At 60.4% G+C, this 16,010-nt stretch carries 15 protein-coding genes and 2 pseudogenes; 11 read left to right on the top strand and 6 right to left on the bottom strand.

The features are described 5' to 3' along the window. Window positions 1-63 precede the first annotated feature (63 nt). From AC0L3I_RS27585 to AC0L3I_RS27575, 3 genes are read left to right on the top strand one after another with little or no spacing between them, the layout of a single operon-like run. Complete coding sequence (locus tag AC0L3I_RS27585) at window positions 64-684, top strand: cystatin family protein (protein WP_473528969.1); 621 nt, start codon at window positions 64-66, stop codon at window positions 682-684. A gap of 37 nt (window positions 685-721) precedes the next feature. Further along, on the top strand, window positions 722-1,222 hold the full coding sequence (locus AC0L3I_RS27580; RefSeq protein ID WP_473528968.1) for a thermonuclease family protein: 501 nt from the start codon (window positions 722-724) through the stop codon (window positions 1,220-1,222). Further along, window positions 1,219-1,383 carry a hypothetical protein gene (locus AC0L3I_RS27575; RefSeq protein ID WP_167697625.1) on the top strand — a complete coding sequence of 55 codons (165 nt, stop codon included), beginning with the start codon at window positions 1,219-1,221 and terminating at the stop codon, window positions 1,381-1,383. Before AC0L3I_RS27580 ends, AC0L3I_RS27575 begins: the two co-directional genes overlap by 4 nt. Here AC0L3I_RS27575 and AC0L3I_RS27570 read toward each other — a convergent pair. Beyond that, window positions 1,380-1,670, bottom strand: a complete 291-nt coding sequence (locus AC0L3I_RS27570; protein WP_292363412.1) for a hypothetical protein — start codon at window positions 1,668-1,670, stop codon at window positions 1,380-1,382. The two genes, AC0L3I_RS27575 and AC0L3I_RS27570, sit on opposite strands and share 4 nt — an antisense overlap. 177 nt (window positions 1,671-1,847) lie before the next feature. On the opposite strand from AC0L3I_RS27570, the gene AC0L3I_RS27565 reads away from it, so the two are divergent. The 6 genes from AC0L3I_RS27565 to AC0L3I_RS27540 all read left to right on the top strand — a co-directional run bounded on the left by AC0L3I_RS27565 (window position 1,848) and on the right by AC0L3I_RS27540 (window position 8,165). Continuing rightward, window positions 1,848-2,501, top strand: coding sequence for a response regulator (locus tag AC0L3I_RS27565; RefSeq protein WP_473528967.1), 654 nt, complete (start codon window positions 1,848-1,850; stop codon window positions 2,499-2,501). Between the two features lie 4 nt (window positions 2,502-2,505). After that, window positions 2,506-3,210 (top strand): FkbM family methyltransferase, encoded by a 705-nt coding sequence (locus AC0L3I_RS27560; protein ID WP_473528966.1) that lies wholly within the window; start codon window positions 2,506-2,508, stop codon window positions 3,208-3,210. Between the two features lie 34 nt (window positions 3,211-3,244). Beyond that, the gene (locus AC0L3I_RS27555) at window positions 3,245-3,757 is read left to right on the top strand and encodes a hypothetical protein (protein WP_128176377.1); all 513 of its coding nucleotides are present in this window, start codon (window positions 3,245-3,247) and stop codon (window positions 3,755-3,757) included. After that, window positions 3,754-5,001 (top strand): ATP-binding protein, encoded by a 1,248-nt coding sequence (locus AC0L3I_RS27550; RefSeq protein ID WP_473528965.1) that lies wholly within the window; start codon window positions 3,754-3,756, stop codon window positions 4,999-5,001. Before AC0L3I_RS27555 ends, AC0L3I_RS27550 begins: the two co-directional genes overlap by 4 nt. A 337-nt stretch (window positions 5,002-5,338) precedes the next feature. Then, a complete protein-coding gene (locus AC0L3I_RS27545; protein ID WP_473528964.1) occupies window positions 5,339-6,007 on the top strand; it encodes a helix-turn-helix transcriptional regulator in 669 nt (222 codons plus the stop codon). 10 nt (window positions 6,008-6,017) lie between these two features. Further along, window positions 6,018-8,165 carry an acetate--CoA ligase family protein gene (locus AC0L3I_RS27540; protein ID WP_473528963.1) on the top strand — a complete coding sequence of 716 codons (2,148 nt, stop codon included), beginning with the start codon at window positions 6,018-6,020 and terminating at the stop codon, window positions 8,163-8,165. A gap of 272 nt (window positions 8,166-8,437) precedes the next feature. Here AC0L3I_RS27540 and AC0L3I_RS27535 read toward each other — a convergent pair. The 5 genes and pseudogenes from AC0L3I_RS27535 to AC0L3I_RS27515 form a co-directional block, all read right to left on the bottom strand. Next, a pseudogene (locus AC0L3I_RS27535) lies at window positions 8,438-8,908 on the bottom strand (transposase family protein); the annotation flags it as partial. Between the two features lie 259 nt (window positions 8,909-9,167). After that, window positions 9,168-9,674: an aminomethyltransferase family protein gene (locus AC0L3I_RS27530; protein ID WP_473528962.1), complete on the bottom strand. Its 507-nt coding sequence runs from the start codon at window positions 9,672-9,674 to the stop codon at window positions 9,168-9,170. Next, window positions 9,667-12,624: a sarcosine oxidase subunit alpha family protein gene (locus tag AC0L3I_RS27525; protein ID WP_473528961.1), complete on the bottom strand. Its 2,958-nt coding sequence runs from the start codon at window positions 12,622-12,624 to the stop codon at window positions 9,667-9,669. Before AC0L3I_RS27525 ends, AC0L3I_RS27530 begins: the two co-directional genes overlap by 8 nt. Beyond that, window positions 12,624-12,898: pseudogene (locus tag AC0L3I_RS27520) on the bottom strand (sarcosine oxidase subunit delta). The gene AC0L3I_RS27525 and the pseudogene AC0L3I_RS27520 overlap by 1 nt, the downstream one beginning before the upstream one ends. A gap of 18 nt (window positions 12,899-12,916) precedes the next feature. Continuing rightward, on the bottom strand, window positions 12,917-14,167 hold the full coding sequence (locus tag AC0L3I_RS27515) for a sarcosine oxidase subunit beta family protein (protein WP_473528960.1): 1,251 nt from the start codon (window positions 14,165-14,167) through the stop codon (window positions 12,917-12,919). Window positions 14,168-14,260: 93 nt separating this feature from the next. Between AC0L3I_RS27515 and AC0L3I_RS27510 the strand changes: the two genes are divergently transcribed. Together AC0L3I_RS27510 and AC0L3I_RS27505 are read left to right on the top strand one after the other, a co-directional pair. Then, entirely contained in the window at window positions 14,261-15,268 is a 1,008-nt protein-coding gene (locus tag AC0L3I_RS27510; RefSeq protein WP_473528959.1) for a GlxA family transcriptional regulator, read from the top strand. A 222-nt stretch (window positions 15,269-15,490) separates the two neighbouring features. After that, window positions 15,491-15,928 carry a transposase gene (locus tag AC0L3I_RS27505; RefSeq protein WP_473529012.1) on the top strand — a complete coding sequence of 146 codons (438 nt, stop codon included), beginning with the start codon at window positions 15,491-15,493 and terminating at the stop codon, window positions 15,926-15,928. Window positions 15,929-16,010 lie beyond the last annotated feature (82 nt).

Below are 16,010 nucleotides of genomic sequence, written 5' to 3'. Positions count from 1 at the left end.
TATGGGTACATGGTACCAAAGTAAAGTGTCAATACGAGAAGCAGAGTCGAGGCCATTTTTCCGATGAAGCAGTTTTTCTTCCTCGCGGCATTGTTGCTCCACAGCACCGTCCTCGGCGCCGCCGATTTGGGTACGAACGAGCCGCATCCGTTCGAGCAGCCCTCGACCGCGTATCTGCAGAAGTTCGCCAAACCTGGCGAAAAGACCTTCGTCTACGAGCGCTACGACGCACGCGGAGGCCTTTTTCAGCGCGACGTAACAGCGCTAACCAAGCCGGTGGAGATCAAGTCCGCGACCGAACGCGTCATCAACGGCGTCACCTATAGGCTGCGGGGCCTCGCGGCCTGTCCGAAGCCCAAGATCACCTACAAGGCTGAGGAGTGGGATTGCACGAAGGCCGTGCGGGACTACGACGACGCTGTCTATAACACCCGCGCATCCGTCGTGTTGTGCAAGACGCTGGTCCTCAAAAGCCAGCCCGGCGTTCCGGACGCGGTTTCGTGCTTTGCGCTCGTCGGGGCCGGCAATGCCAACGATCCCTATTCGGTCGCTTACGACGACGATTCCATGGTCTTCTTCGACATGGCTGCGATCGGCCGCAACAAGGAGGGCAGGTCCCTGCGGCCGGATCTCGAACATGCCTCCGATCTCGGCAAACAGTTCCAGACCGATGAAGCGAACTAGCCTCGCCGCGCTCTTTACACTCACGTGCGCTCACGCCGTGGGCGCCGAAGGCGCCGCGCCAGCAAACGCGACAGCCGCGCCCTTCCGGGTGTCGAAAAGCGTCGAACTGCTGACCGGAGATACGTGGCGCGACCGCGGCAAGCTCTACCGGCTTTATGGCGTGCAATCATGCTTGCGGGGCACGATCGCCCTGGATGCGAAGGGCAAGGGGCTCGATTGCGGCAACGTCTCGCTCGCCCACCTGGCCGCCTTGTTTTCGACGGTGGCCGTGACCTGCCAGCCGATCGCCTTGGCGCTCGACAAAGCGACGTTTGTGGTATGTGGCGCGAAACTCGACGGCAATACGATCGACGTTGGGACCGCCCTCATCGCGGCCGGCTACGCGTTCGCTGCCACCGATCAGAAAGGCAACACCGTCAGCGCCAGCTATCTGGTGGCTGAGCTCAACGCGAAGATGAAGGCTGATGGTCTGTGGGCGATGAAATTTCAACATCCCATCGAACTTCTGCTGAGACGGGCAGGGGAGCACAAGCAATGAACCACGAGGATCAATCGAGCCGCTACTACTACCCTGTCGAGGGCCGCACGGACGGTGCCATAGCCGGGGCGTTCGCATTCATCGCCATCATCGCGGTGCCGGCGCTGACCTACGCCGCATGGCACGCGTTCGCGTCTTGGATGTCCGCCCTCTTTTCTTAGATTTGAAAGTCCACGAAAGATCGCAGCAGCTCATGCAAGTCATCCGCATCCACGTCGCACCAACCGTCATTCATGAGCCGCTCGAAATATGCGGCCTTCATTTTCAGCTCGCAAACATCGGCAACCGGCGCCATCGCTGCCTGGCGGCGGACAAGCGCCTCGTCCGCCATCACGGCGTCAAGCCGTGGTCCGATCAGCGCGGCCTCGGCCTCTTCGGCCTGCATCAACCGTTTTCCGAGACTCTCCACCTTTGCCACGGCATGGCGATGCGCCGCGATCAGATCCACGACTCCATCCGCCTCTCGTGGCTCGCCATTGCTGCTGCACACAAGTTGGATCGGCATCGACTGCTCCGAGTGGTTCGGCTCCTCCCGCATAACAAGACTGTCCCGGTCCCGCCGCGGAAAAAAGGGATGATGGCATCCCTATTTTTCCGTCGCGAAAGATGAAAACCTGCCTGCCAAGTGATCAGTGAGGACCTGCCGCCAGTGTTTCGCGCGCTCGTTGTCGAAGATCAGAATCTGATGCGGCTGGCGCTTATGGACCAGATTCGGGCGAGTCTCGGAAATTGCGTTGTCCTTGGCGCCGAGACATTGGAAATCGCTGCGCGAGAGCTTCGGAGCGCTGAGTTCGATCTGGTCGTCATTGATCCGGGACTTCCCGGCTTCGATCCGACGCTGGACGCTGATCGCGTTGCCGTCGTCGGCACAATCATCGAAGCCTCGCCAAGCGCGATCCACATCGTCGTGACAGGCTCAGACAGCGATTCTGAGGCCGAAATTTTTCGTCAAATCGGCGCGGCCGGCTATCTCGGCAAGACCGGGCTGGAGCCCGGGGTATTTAATGACGTGCTCGATGACATTTCCACCAACGGATTTGCAGTTCGGCTTTCGCGTGTGGCGATGACCCAGCCCGACGTTCGGTATTCCGTCCTGACGCCAAGAGAACAGGAAATTATCGACATGATGACCCGTCGCGAGCCAGGCATGACGCGTACGCAGTTTTACCAGGTAATGGCGGATCGCCTCGGCATCGATCCCAGCTCGGCGGAAAAATATTACAAACAGGCGCGGGCAAAATTGATGAAGAACGGACACAGGCTACCGCAGGGTCTTTAATCAGATGTCATTGATGACCGTCCATGGGGTCAAGGTGCCCCTGCGCCCTGACGACGTCTCGCCTGTCATCTGGCAGGCCCTCGACAACGAAACCTACGAAGCCAAGGAAGCCAAGTGGATATCGAAGGCCGTGAAGCCCGGTGATCGTGTTCTGGAACTCGGCTCAGGCATTGGCATCATCACCTCGCTTATCGCTCAGATCCCGGACGTTCAGGTGTGGGCCTTCGAAGCAAATCCGGCGTCGGTTGCCCTTGCCAAGCGCGTCGTCGACGCCAACGATTTGGACAACGTGGTGCTACTGAAAGGGATACTTGCAGCCGGTCCGCCACGCCCATTCACCTTCTATGTCCGCAAGGACCTCTGGATGTCCTCGATGGACAAAGATCAGGGGCCGTACGAGCGCGAAATGACGGTTGTCTCGACTGACGCCGACGACTTCATCGTCCAGCACGGCGCCAACGTCCTTGTTATGGACATAGAAGGCGCCGAAAGGGAACTCTTGGAGCACGCCAAGCTCCCAGGCATCGAGCGCGTCTACCTAGAGCTGCATGATCACTTGTATGGCCTGGATGGAATCCGCGATATCACCCAGGCATTGGCGTTAAAAGGCTATGCGTATGATCCCCGCGGGTCCCGCGGACCGTGCGTGCTTTTCGCCAAGGACGACGGCCCACGCGAATATGAAGAGGTTGAACCAGATGCGGCGTGATACTCTTGCTCCTTGTCTTGCCTTCGCAGTCGCCATGGCTGTTGCCGGGCCAACGGCCGGCAACGGCGCCTTCGCGGATCCCGATACACTCACGCTCGAAGATGCATCGGGCAAGGCCATCCAAACCCTTACCGTCGAGCAGTTGAAGACCGAATTTCCGCAACAGACCTACGATACGCGCACGCCCTGGACGAAAGAGGACGAGAAGATCGTCTATCGGGGCCCCCTGCTGAAGGACATATGGGCGAAAACCGGGCTCGCCAACGTTGCTAAAGTCAAGGTGGTCGCCTACGACGACTTCGTGTCTGAACTCCGCATGGACGAGATCCAGTCATATGCGCCTATCCTGGCGGTCGAGCGCCAATGTACAAAGGATGACCGCAGCCAAGGACGATGCAAAGGCGATCAGCAGTTCCGCCCCATCACCATGAACGAGAAAGGTCCGATCTTCATGGTCTGGCCCTTCGATCGCCTGCCCGCCTCCTATGTCCCAGCCCGTAATGCTATCTGGGTCTTCTTCCCGGTGGTGCTGCGCGCGGACCAATGAGATTGGGCACCAGCCGCTTTTTTGCTGCCTTGCCTTATCTTGGGCTGGCGCTCGCCCTCCTCCTCAGCACTTGGGCGTTCGTCCGATCGGACCGCTACAGGCAAGAGACGGACGAGATCCTCAACCAGACCTACGAGATTCAATGGCGTGCGACCCAGGTGCGCGAGCGGCTTGTCCGGGTCCATGGTTATATCCGTCTCGCCGACGAAGCCGGCAAGCTCGATCCTGACATCAACCGGCAAATGGCTCTTGTGAGCGTCAACATCGCTCAGCTTCTGGCGCTGCCGTACCTGCAGCATTTCTTCCCGCAGAAAGACATCGAACTCCTGGAAAACGTGCGTCGGACAGTCGAGCAAAACGTCGCGCCGGTCGTCGAAGCTGGTTCCAATTATGCGGATGCCCTCGACCACATGACCAATCTCGAACAGGACATGTACGAGATCTCCAGCGCCACCGTTGATCACAGCACGACGCTCCAGGAGACTGCTCAAATCGATATAGCCGCATCCCGCAACTGGTTCATGTTCGCGATTGCGCTGGGACTGGTCGCGATCTTCTATCTCATAACCCATCAGCGTCACGCTTACGTCAGCCGTCGCGATCGACACATGCGCTCATTCGCCTCGCTGTTCGCGCATATGACGCGCTCCCGCGTCACCGCTTTGCGACTGTTTCTGGAGGGTACCGGTTCGGAGCAACCTCCGAGAGAAGAGATGTTGAAGGCTGCCCGCAGTGCGGCGAATGAGCTTGAATCCATCAATGACGGTTTGCTCAAGATCGCCTTTTCGCAACGAGATTCGCGTGTCCTGCCGCTCGCCAAGCTTTTGCTGGACCTCAAAGATCGGGACGGCATCGTGCAGCTGTCAGTCGATTCCGAGGCGGGAACACAAGCCGTGCCGGCAACCCAGTTTCAACTGGTGCTGAGCGAGCTCGTGCAGAACGCGCTCATGGCGGTCGAAAACACCGACAGGCCGAGCGTTGTCGTAAAGGCATCGGTCGTGCACCGGCCGATTTTTCGCCGCAACGTTCTGTTCCTGGAGGTCGCAGACAACGGTCTCGGCATGACGCCAGAAGTCCTGCGCAAAGCAAAGACGCCCTTCTTTTCGACCCGGGCCGGGAATCACGTCGGCCTCGGCCTCACCGGCTGTTCCCAGATGGTCGCCACACTCAATGGGAGCCTTTTCATCGACAGCAAACCCGGAGCGGGCACTGTTGTCAAGGTCCGCATCCCAATCGGGGCATAAATGATTGGCCTCATGGGGCATAGGCCTGGCTCTTCCCTTCACGCTTTTCGGCGTATGCCACGCCCTAATTGAAACCCATACCGGCCACCCGTGCGGGCGTCTTAATCCAACACGTTTTTAGCTCACCGTCGCGATCCACTGCACTGCAGCGCGCTCTCGCCACCCGCCTTTCTGCGCAACACCAAGCTAAAAACGCTCTGCATTATGCAAACAGCGACGTGTTGACATTTCGTCCAATATGCCATTTTGTCAACATGGAAAACCTCAGATCTACCATTTGCATTCGGAGCTGCTAGTGGCATTGAGGTCAGGGCCGAAGCATAGGCTGGGTATAGTTATGGATCAGTCGAGCGGACATAGTGAACAGCGCGTGCAGGATATTCTGGATACGCTGGCCCAGCTTGTGCCTCAGATCGCACGCAGCATAACAAAAGATTGTGAGGTAGTGCTGCACGACAATCGCACTTCGCCGCCCCGGATTATGGCCATAGGCAATGGACATGTTACCCGTCGTGGTGTGGGCGACCTCATGACCCGCATTGCGGTTGGCCAGGCTGAGTTGCAGAATCTTCAAGAGCCGCTGTTCAACTACAGCTCGGTTGCTCCGGACGGTAGGCAGTTGAGGGTCAGTTTGCTGCCAATCATCGTCGATGGGAAGACGGTTGCTTATCTCGCCCTAAACTTTTCTACCGGTGACCTGCTTATGGCGCAAAAAGCGATTACCGAACTGACCCGGACAGAGCCGCATCAGAAAGACATTCAGGAAACCTTTTTGCCAAGTTCTCTGCCCCTGAGGCAGATAATCGAGAACTTTCTTGAGGATTGCCATCGTCCAGCGCACCTTCTCGACCGTGAAGACCGCATCGAACTTGTGCGCCGTCTGCACGATCTGGGGGTGTTCCAAATGCGCGGGACGGTGCGAGAAATTGCCGGTCGACTTGGGATCAGCCGCGCCGCTGTCTACAACTATCTTAAGCTCGCGACTGGGGAAGCGGACACGTCGTAAGCCGCACCCAGTGTTGTTGCATAACCAAAGCGAGAATATAGGGGCATCTTCCAATGACACACAGGTTGGAGCCACTTTTGGCTCCGCGTTCCATTGCTTTGTTGGTGCGAGCCCTCGTGCGGGAACGCCGGGCAACGACATGCTGCGCATGATTGGGAAAGGAGGATTCACGGGTGAAATCTATCCAGTTAATCCAAAGTACGAAAACATTGACCAGTACCAATGCTGGCCCTCAATTGCTGCTCTGCCGATTCCGGTAGATCTAGCGGTTCTTTCAGTAGCCAATTCGCGACTTGAAGAGACTGTAAAGGGGGTCATCAAGGCCAAGGCACGGGCGGCGGTGATATTTGGCAGCGGGTACCTTGAAAACGACATAGACCCTCCTCTGACGGAAAGGATCTCCCGCTTGGCCCGGGAGACTGGACTGGAAATCTGCGGCGGCAACTGCATGGGCTTTTATAACGATGCTGCGAAAGTGTGGGCAGCCGCGTTTGCCACGGAGCGCGAGGCGCTACCGGGGAATATCACGTTCATTAGCCATGCAGGTTCCGCCTATGGCGCCCTCGTGCACAACGATCCACGCTTCCGTTTCAATCTTGCAATCTCCGCCGGGCAGGAACTGACAACCACGGCCGCGGACTACATCGATTACGCGCTAGAGCAGCCCGAGACGCGTGTAATAGGCCTGTTTCTCGAGGAAGTCAGGGACCCGCAGGCGTTCGTCGCAGCGCTTGAGAAAGCAGCAGCGAAAGCGGTCCCGGTAGTGGCTCTAAAGGTTGGACGCACCGAGGCCAGCGCCGCCCTCGCGGTCAGCCATTCAGGCGCCATCGCAGGAAACGACGCTGCCTATCTTGCGCTTTTCGACCGTCATGGGGTGCTGCAGGTCGACACCCTCGACGAGTTGGCAGCGACTTTGCTGCTCTTCGCGCAGCCGCGGCGGCCGGCGAAGGGCGGCCTTGCGGTGATCGGGGACTCCGGCGGCGAGCGGGAGATGATTGTTGATCTCGCGGAGCATTATCGGCTTCCCTTTGCCCAAATCAACCCGGCGACAGCGTCGCGTCTGGCTGCCAGGCTGGAGCACGGACTTGAACCGGTGAATCCGCTCGACGCATGGGGTACGGGGCACGAATATATCGAACGATTTGCGGACTGTTTCACAGCGTTGCTTGATGATCCGGATACTGCTCTTGGTGTCTTCTTCAATGACCTGCGTGATGATTATCCGGTGCACGAGGGTTTCGCTGAGGCCGCGCTGCGTGCCTTCGCCCGGACTGGCAAGCCGATCGCCTACGCGACCAATTACAGCCGCGTTCGCAATGCCACGGCTTCGTTTGCCCTGACGCGGAGTGGGATACCAGTCCTTGATGGCACGTCGGCGGCCCTGAAAGCAGTGCGCAACATGCTTGCACATCGCGACTTCTTGGGGCGCACAGTCGATCAGCCGCCACGTCGAACGACAAGTAGAGATTGGCTGCCGCTCCTGCGTGGCGGGGCGCCGCTGAGCGAGGCGGATGCCTTGGCCCTCCTCGCTGACTACGGGATCCAGACCCTGCCGTTTCAAATCGTTGAGACTGCGGACGCGGCAGTAGAAGCGGCCCGGGCAATTGGCTTTACGGCCGTACTCAAGACGGCCGAGCCAGGAATTCTGCATAAGACGGAACGTATGGGTGTTATCCTCAGGCTGCCCGACGAGTCCGCGGTAAAAGCTTCCTGGACAGACCTTGCTTGCCGTATCGGTCCGCGCGTTCTTGTCACCCGAATGGCACCCCCAGGCGTCGAATTGGCACTTGGCTTGACGATCGATCCGCAATTCGGCCCCCTCGTCATGGTCGCAGCAGGGGGCGTGTGGATCGAAGTCTTACGCGACGCGCAGCATGCGCTGGCCCCCTTCGGACCGGCTACCGCTCACCGGCTTCTCAGCCGGCTGCGCATTCGCCCGCTTCTCGAGGGCGCGCGTGGCCAAGCCCCCGCCAATCTCAATCGGCTTGCGGAAACAGTTGCCCGCTTCTCAGTGCTAGCAAGCGATCTTGCCGAAGTAGTCGCGGAAGTCGATGTCAATCCGATCATTGCATCTGCCGATGGCACGTTTGCGCTCGATGCACTCGTCGTTCCTAGGAAGGAAGCATCTTCATTAGTAGTGCGTGCGAATGGATTGTGAGATGTCTGAAGTCAGTATTTCGGGCGGGCGCGGTTGCATGCACCTTGCTCGTGTAAACTGTACGAAGCCACCGGGGGCACTTGCTGCCGAACTAGTACAGTTGCGCATGTCTACGCCGTTTGTAGTGACAGATGATAGCTGCGGCCCGATGTCGTGGTCTCGCCATAGCGACCATGCGATGATGAAGGGCTTTTGTGTCGGTGGGAAGATGAGGGTCCGGGCGAGGAGATTGCGGATCTCGAGGACGCTCGGGACGAGCGCAGTCATCCGGATCAGGCGGCGATTGACTCCAGTGGACACGTTTCGTTCGGTTATGCTCCATGCGCTGCGGTGAAGATCCGCCGATAACTTGAGAGGAACGCCAGGGCGGCCATGCACAAGCTCATGTGGCGATGCCATCCATGCCAGGACCGAGCCTCGCAATGATCAAGTCCGAAATCATCCTTAGCGCGCTCAAAGCACTCCTCGATCGCCCGGGGCAAGCCGGCCACCCGCCAATTCGGCCAAGGAGCCGGGCGGGGCGAAGACCAGGTAGTAGGCTTTATTCCTTATTCCGCGGATGTCGTCGCTTGCGGCGGACCAGAAGCCAATGCTCGAAGCCACCTTTTGACGTCCCAAGGACGGCGGATGCGTGCCCGGTCGTAGAGCCGAGGCCCATTGGCCCCTACACCTGCCGCATACCAGCCCCAGTCCTCGGGCGCGAGTTCGCTGGCCAGTTCCTCGGGCGAGGTTTCCTCAAACCGACGACCCCTGGCACCTACAGAGCGGTGAGACGCCGTCGAAACAGCATTGCGCCTGTTTGTACGACTCCAGGGGCACGAATGGCGAACATGGAAAGTGCGAAATCAGCTTTCAAGCGACCGATCGGATGGACGCTCGGAAGCTAAAAACCGCTCAGTTAGCGGCTGACGGTTGATGGCCTGAAGCTGCTCGACACTTGTCCCGCCACGCGCACTTCCGTGCCGCCGCGGCCACCAAGGTCTCAGTGGAGGTCGGCGCGCATCAGAGCAACTCGTCCCACAGACTCTGACCATAGCCCCGCAGCACGACCAACTCGAATCGATCCGCTGCGCAGCGCGTCATGTGCACGGGGATATGACCTTTCATCGTCATCACGGACTGACTCATGGCCATACCTTCGAAATCGACGGCCGTGCCCTTTGCCAGCACCGACATGACCGCATGGCCCGAGACTTCGATGCGGATGCGTCCATGAGTTTGATCGACGGCAAAGGCCTGTGAAGCGATCTGTTCAAACGCTGCGTGCAGGTCGACGCGAGACATCGGCTCATCCCTGACGACGAGCCATTGGCCGGGGCCGAAGGTGCGGATCCTGTTGGCCTCGCCGCCGAACAGGCCTTGCAGCGTAGACCTGAGATCCTCGCCGCCGGGCTTGCCCAGTACGTGGATCAGGGTGCCCTCGGGCATCGCCTTCATGGCGAAGGCGTGGGAACCCCGCACTGGTTCGGTACTGATCGCAGGACGGTGGACGAGATCGAAATCAGACATGGAGCTTCTCGTTTGTTGAATCGAAGAAGACCGGATTGCACAGGCGCGCAGCGGTGAATTCCTTGCTCAGACCATTCCAAACCACCACCTCTTCGCCATGTCTGGCATGGCCACGTTTCACTAACGCCAAGCCGATGGTCGAGCCGACATGTGGTGAAAAGGCACTCGACGAGACATAGCCCTGGTCGTTCTCGAGCGTCGGCGCGGCGTTCTTGGCGAGGATGTGCGAGCCGGTGCGGAATGTGGTCGCGGGCACGACGCCGACAAGGCTCGGGCGATCCTCGGCCATCAGGCCCTCGCGGCCGAGCATTGCCTTGCCGATGAAATCCGGCTTGGCTGTCGACACCATCCTTGCGAAGCCGAGATCCGACGGGATCACCGTGCCGTTGATCTCGTTATGCGTCACGTGGCCCTTCTCTATACGCAGCACGCTGAGCGCCTCGACGCCGTAGGGCTGGATGCCATGCTCTTTGCCTGCCTGGAGAACGGCGTCGGCGACGCTCTCGCCATAGCCGGCCGGCACGGCAAGCTCATAAGCCAGTTCGCCTGAGAAAGAGATACGGAACAGGCGGCCATGCAGCCGGCCCCCGAACAGCGAGACTTCGTTTGCCGCAAGGGAGGGGAAGGCAGTGTCGGAAATATCATCATCGACGATCGCCTGTAGTGTAGCGCGCGCCTTTGGACCGACCACGGACATCTGTGCCCATTGGTCCGTCACCGAGGCGAGCCGCACGTCGAGCTCCGGCCACAGCACCTGGGCGCAGAATTCGAGATGCGTCATGACGCCGGCGGCATAGGCGGTGGTCGTCGTCATGAAGAAGCGGTCGTCAGCCAGGCGGCTCGTGGTGCCGTCATCATAGACAAAACCGTCCTCCCGCAGCATCAGGCCATAGCGCGCCTTGCCGACCGGCAGTTTCAAAAAAGCGTTCGAATAGACCCGATTGAGGAACTCTGGCGCATCCTTGCCGCAGACCTCGATCTTGCCAAGCATGGACACGTCGCAGATGCCGACATTCTTTCGAACGTTCAGGACCTCCCGGTCGACACTCTGTCGCCATCTGGTTTCACCCACGCGCGGGAACCAGGATGAGCGATACCAGAGGCCGGTCTCGACGAAGACTGCGCCGTGCTTCTTGGCCCAGTCATGCAGAGGCGACTTGCGCACCGGCTGGAAATGATGGCCGTGATGCGGGCCGGTCAGCGCGCCGAAGCTGATCGGCGCGTAGAAGGGCCGGAAGGTCGTCGTGCCGACTTCCGCGGGGGAGACACCACGCGCTTCAGCCAGCAGGCCAATAGCGTTGACATTGGAGAGCTTGCCCTGGTCGGTGGCCATGCCCGATGTCGTGTAGCGCTTGGCGAGTTCGACATCGCCATAGCCTTCCTGCACGGCAAGGCCGAGATCCTTGCGGCCGACATCGTTCTGGAAGTCGACGAAGGCCTTGCCCTTCACGCCACGGATATTCCAGAGCGGGCGGGCCGGTGGAGCGACGATGTCGCCATCGACTGGACCGGCGTCGAATGCTTGGGCGCCGAACCCGAGGTCTTGGGCGATGGTAGCGCCGCGCGCGGCGCCCTCTGCAAAGCTTGCTGACAATCCGGTTGTGCCCGTGACGGCGCCCGCGAGCGCGAGGCCCCTGGTGTCCGACGGGGCCATGAAGGCGCCATGGGCATCCGACCATTGCGGCTTGCCGCCGCGATGGCATGCAAGGTGGATAATCGGGCTGAAGCCGCCCGACATGGCGAGCGCATCCACAGCGATGGTTTCGGTAGCGCCGTTTGCGGTCGTGACATTGACGCCTGAGAGCGCCTTGCCGCCTCTGGCGTCAGACACGAAGGCACCCTTGATCAGGCGCGCCTTGCCGGTATAGGCGAACGCGGCATCGGCGCGGCTGTCGATGACAGCGGCGAGCTCGACACCCGCCTCCTCGAGATCGCGGGCCAGCGCATAACCGCTGTCATTGGTGGTGAAGATGGCGGTGCGCTGGCCGGGGGCCACGGCAAAGTGGTTTAGATAGCTGCGCATAGCACCCGCGATCATCACGCCGGGAATATCGTTGCCGCCGAACACGAGCGGCCGCTCCTCGGCGCCGGTGGCAAGCAGCGCCGTCTTGGCGACGATGCGCCACATGCGCTCGACCGGCTTGTTCGGATCGGGGTTGCGCACGTGCTTCTGGGCGCGTTCCACAGCGCCAAAGACATTGCCGTCATACCAGCCGAAAGCGGTGGTGCGGGTCAGTAGGCGCACATTCGGCAGCGTTTCCAGCTCGTCGGCCAGCCGCTTGGCAAAGGCCGGCGCGCTGTCCCCGCCGATGGTGGCGGTCTCCGATAGCAACGATCCGCCCGCAAGGCTGTGTTCGTCGAGGATGATGACACGTGCCCCTGCACGGCCTGCGGTCAGCGCGGCGGCCAGCCCGGCGGGGCCGGCCCCGATCACCAACAGGTCGCAATGCGCCCAGCTCTTCTCATACCGGTCGGGATCGGGCTGGTAGGCCGCCTTGCCGAGACCGGCGGCGCGGCGGATAAAGGGCTCATAGAGACCTTCCCAGAGCTTCGCCGGCCACATGAAGGTCTTGTAGTAGAAGCCCGCGGCGAGGAAGGGCGAGAGCAGGCCGTTCAGTGAACCGATATCGAAATCGAGCGAAGGCCAGCGGTTCTGACTACGGGCTTCGAGGCCGTCGTAAAGGTCCTGCATCGTGGCGCGGGTATTGGCCTCGGTGCGCCCTCCGCTGCCGATGGTCATTAACGCATTCGGTTCGGCGGCACCCGCGGTCAGGATGCCGCGCGGCCGATGGTATTTGAAGCTGCGGCCCAGCAATTGGCGGCCATTGGCGAGAAGGGCGGAAGCCAGCGTATCGCCCGCGTGGCCGGTGAGCGACTGGCCGTCGAAGCTGAAGCCGAGGCGCGACTGGCGATCGATCAGGCCACCCTTGGGCAGTCGATAGGAGGTCATCAGAGCACCTCCGCCGATCGGCCGAGCACAAAGTCGCGGCAGCCCGAGATTTCATGCGTCGCCGTATCGCGGCTCACCACCAGCCAGCGCCGGCAGCCCGACGTATGATGCCAATATTCCTCATAGGGGCCGCGCGGATTGTCGCGCAGATAGACATAGTCGATCCACGCATCCGTGCCGGCTCGGGTGTGGGCCGGGCAAGTGCCGCCCCCTTCACAGTGAATTCTTCTTTCGGTCGAGAGCCACAATGAGGGCATGGAATAAGGCTTGCCATGTTCAGGTACCCTGGAAATCAGTGAAGGTTGGGCTGGGCGCCCTGGCCCTTTTCGTCGACGATATGGCCGCGCGCGAAACGGTCGAGCCGGAAGGCGCGAGCGGTCTCGTGCGGCGTGCCGCGTGCGATGAGATGCGCAAAGCAGAGGCCCGATGCTGGCGTCGCCTTGAAGCCGCCATAGCACCAGCCGGCATTGAGGTAGAGATTGTCGATATGGGTGCGGTCGATGATCGGTGAGCCGTCCATCGACATGTCCATGACGCCACCCCAGGAACGCAGCACGCGCACGCGGGAAATGCCTGGGATCATCGCCTTACCCGCCTGGGCGACATGCTCGACAGTGGCGAGATTGCCGCGTTGGGCGTAGGAATTGTAGCCATCGATATCGCCGCCGAAGACGAGCCCGCCCTTGTCGGACTGCGAGACGTAGAAATGGCCCGCGCCGAAGGTAACGACGCAATCGATGAAGGGCTTCAGGCCCTCGGAGACGAAGGCCTGCAGTACATGGCTTTCCAGCGGCAGCTTGATATCGGCCATCTCGGCAACGCAGGAGGAATTGCCGGCAGCCGCAAGCGCCAGCTTGCCGCAGCCGATGAAGCCGCGCGTGGTCTCGACGCCGACGACCTTACCGTTTTCGCGCCGGATGCCAGTGACTTCACAATGCTGGATGATGTCGACGCCGCGCATGTCGGCGCCGCGCGCATAGCCCCAGGCCACCGCGTCATGCCGCACAGTTCCGCCTCGCCTCTGCAGCAGGCCGCCCTGGATCGGGAAGCGTGCATTGTCGAAATCGAGGAATGGCAGCTTGGCGCGGACCGCCTCGCGGTCGAGCAGTTCCGCATCGACGCCATGCAGCAGCATCGCATTGCCACGTCGCGTAAAGGCGTCGCGCTGCGCGTCGGAATGATAGAGGTTGAGCACGCCGCGCTGAGAGACCATCGCGTTGAAATTGAAATCCTGCTCCAATGCTTCCCAGAGCTTCATCGAAAGTTCGTAGAAGGGGTTGTTGCCGGGCAGCAGATAGTTGGAGCGGATGATCGTTGTATTTCGCCCGACATTGCCGGAGCCGATGTAGCCCTTCTCCAGCACTGCGACATTTGTTACGCCAAATTCCTTGGCGAGATAGTAGGCCGTCGATAGGCCATGACCCCCACCGCCGACGATGATTACGTCGTAGTAGGATTTGGGCTCCGGCGCGCGCCAGGCGGGGCTCCAGCCGATGTTGCCGCGAAGGCCGTTGAGAAAAATCGAAAGAGCGGAGTATCGCATCGCTGCCCATGTCCAAGCTGGAGAGTGGCCAACCTATGGCGGTCGTCCGCGTTGGAGTTCCAAATATGGGACGATTTATTATATAGAACGGACATGACGATTGAATTGGACAGACAGACTCAGCGGTTCGGTTTTCTGCTGCTGCCGAATTTCGCGCTAATGTCCTACGCGTCGGCGACCGAACCCTTACGGGCCGCCAATCTGCTAGCGGGGCGCAGCCTTTATGCCATCGGGCAGCTTTCGCAGGGCGGCCGACCGGTGCGCAGCTCCGGCGGCATCGACATCGCGTGCGATGATCTTTCGTCCGCGGGAGCGGAATTCCATACAGTATTCGTCTGTGCGGGTGGCGATCCCCGCAACTGGGTGGAAGCGGACAGGCTGTTCAGCGCGTTACGGCGGCTGTCGCGTGTCGGCGTCCGTCTCGGCGCGATCTCGAGCGGCGCCTATGTCCTGGGCGCCGCCGGTCTGCTCGACAACAGAGACTTCACCATTCATTGGGAGCATGCCCCGGTACTGCGCGAGGCCTATCCGGATTTGACGCCCCGACAGGCCCGCTACGTCATCGACGGTGATCGCATTACCTGCGGCGGCGGCGTGGCTCCGCTCGACATGATGCATGCGCTGATCGCTGAACGCATGGGCGCGCATTTCGCAAGGCGCGTCAGCGATTGGTACCTTCACACCGCGATTGCCGACCCCTCCGACCCGCAACGCGGCTCAGCGGTCGAGCGATTTGGCACCCACAATCCGATCCTTCTGGCCGCGCTTGAAAAGATGGAGGCGACGATCGAAAATCCCCTCGATCGCGGGGCAATGGCCCATTTCCTCTCGATCAGCCCCCGCCATCTCGATCGCCTCTTTACACAGCATCTGAACGCCGGTTTTCTCCAAACCTATCGTCGGATCCGGCTGGATCACGCGCGGCGGCTGATCGAACAGAGCCCGCTTGCGATCGCCGAAATTGCCTTCGCGACCGGGTTCTCCAGCACCGGACACTTTTCCCAGGCATTCAAGGCCCATTACGGCAGGCCTCCTAGCTCTTTGCGTTCCATTCATCCCAAGGAGCGGGTCCCTTCGCGCGATAGAACGCGGGGCGGGTGAGATGCACCTTTCGGCGTTCGCTAGCTTTGGAAAATTGCCGAAGGCGGAATTCTTACCCAATTCACAGGGTCCGGCGATCTCGATCCAGTTACAGACTATGCGACGCACGCGTCGTTCTTTGCCCGTGTCTCGACCATCTACGCAACTCTGCTCGAGGTCGATGATTTGCCTGACGAGGATCGACGTTTTGTCGAGGCACTCCTCCAGCAGTCGCTCCGGTTTATGGAAAGTTCCCGACGGTTCGTTTCGCTTTTCAGCACAGCGGGAGCTCATATACCCGTTTTCGCGGTGCGATGCGGCCGCGACCTGAAGCTCATCGACGAAACAGCAGGGATCTACGCGATTCCGATTGCCGATGCCCTCGCAGCGGGTGTGGTCGAAGTCAAGCAGCTTCATCGATTGCAAGCCCTCGATGACGCCGGCCAAAATACGTTAGAAGTGCGTTCCGCAGCCTGTGCAAAAGACGGTCGGCTGGCCAAGCATCGTGTTCAGCACAGCTACGATCCTGTCCTATACCGACAACGCCACAGGATCGAGAACATGTTCGCACGCCTCAAAGACTGGCGACGCATCCACACCAGATACGACCGATGTGCTCACACCTTCCTGTCGGCGATCGCCTTCGCTGCAGCCTTCATCTTCTGGATCAATGAGTCCTGACCCTAGACTAGCGCGCGGCCAGCTTCAGCGATCGGCTCGTGAGGATCACTGGGGTTGTATTGTTGCGTTTCACGAGTTCTAC

It is taken from the genome of Mesorhizobium sp. WSM4840 (assembly GCF_055811755.1).
This window is presented reverse-complemented; position numbering and strand designations above follow the sequence as displayed.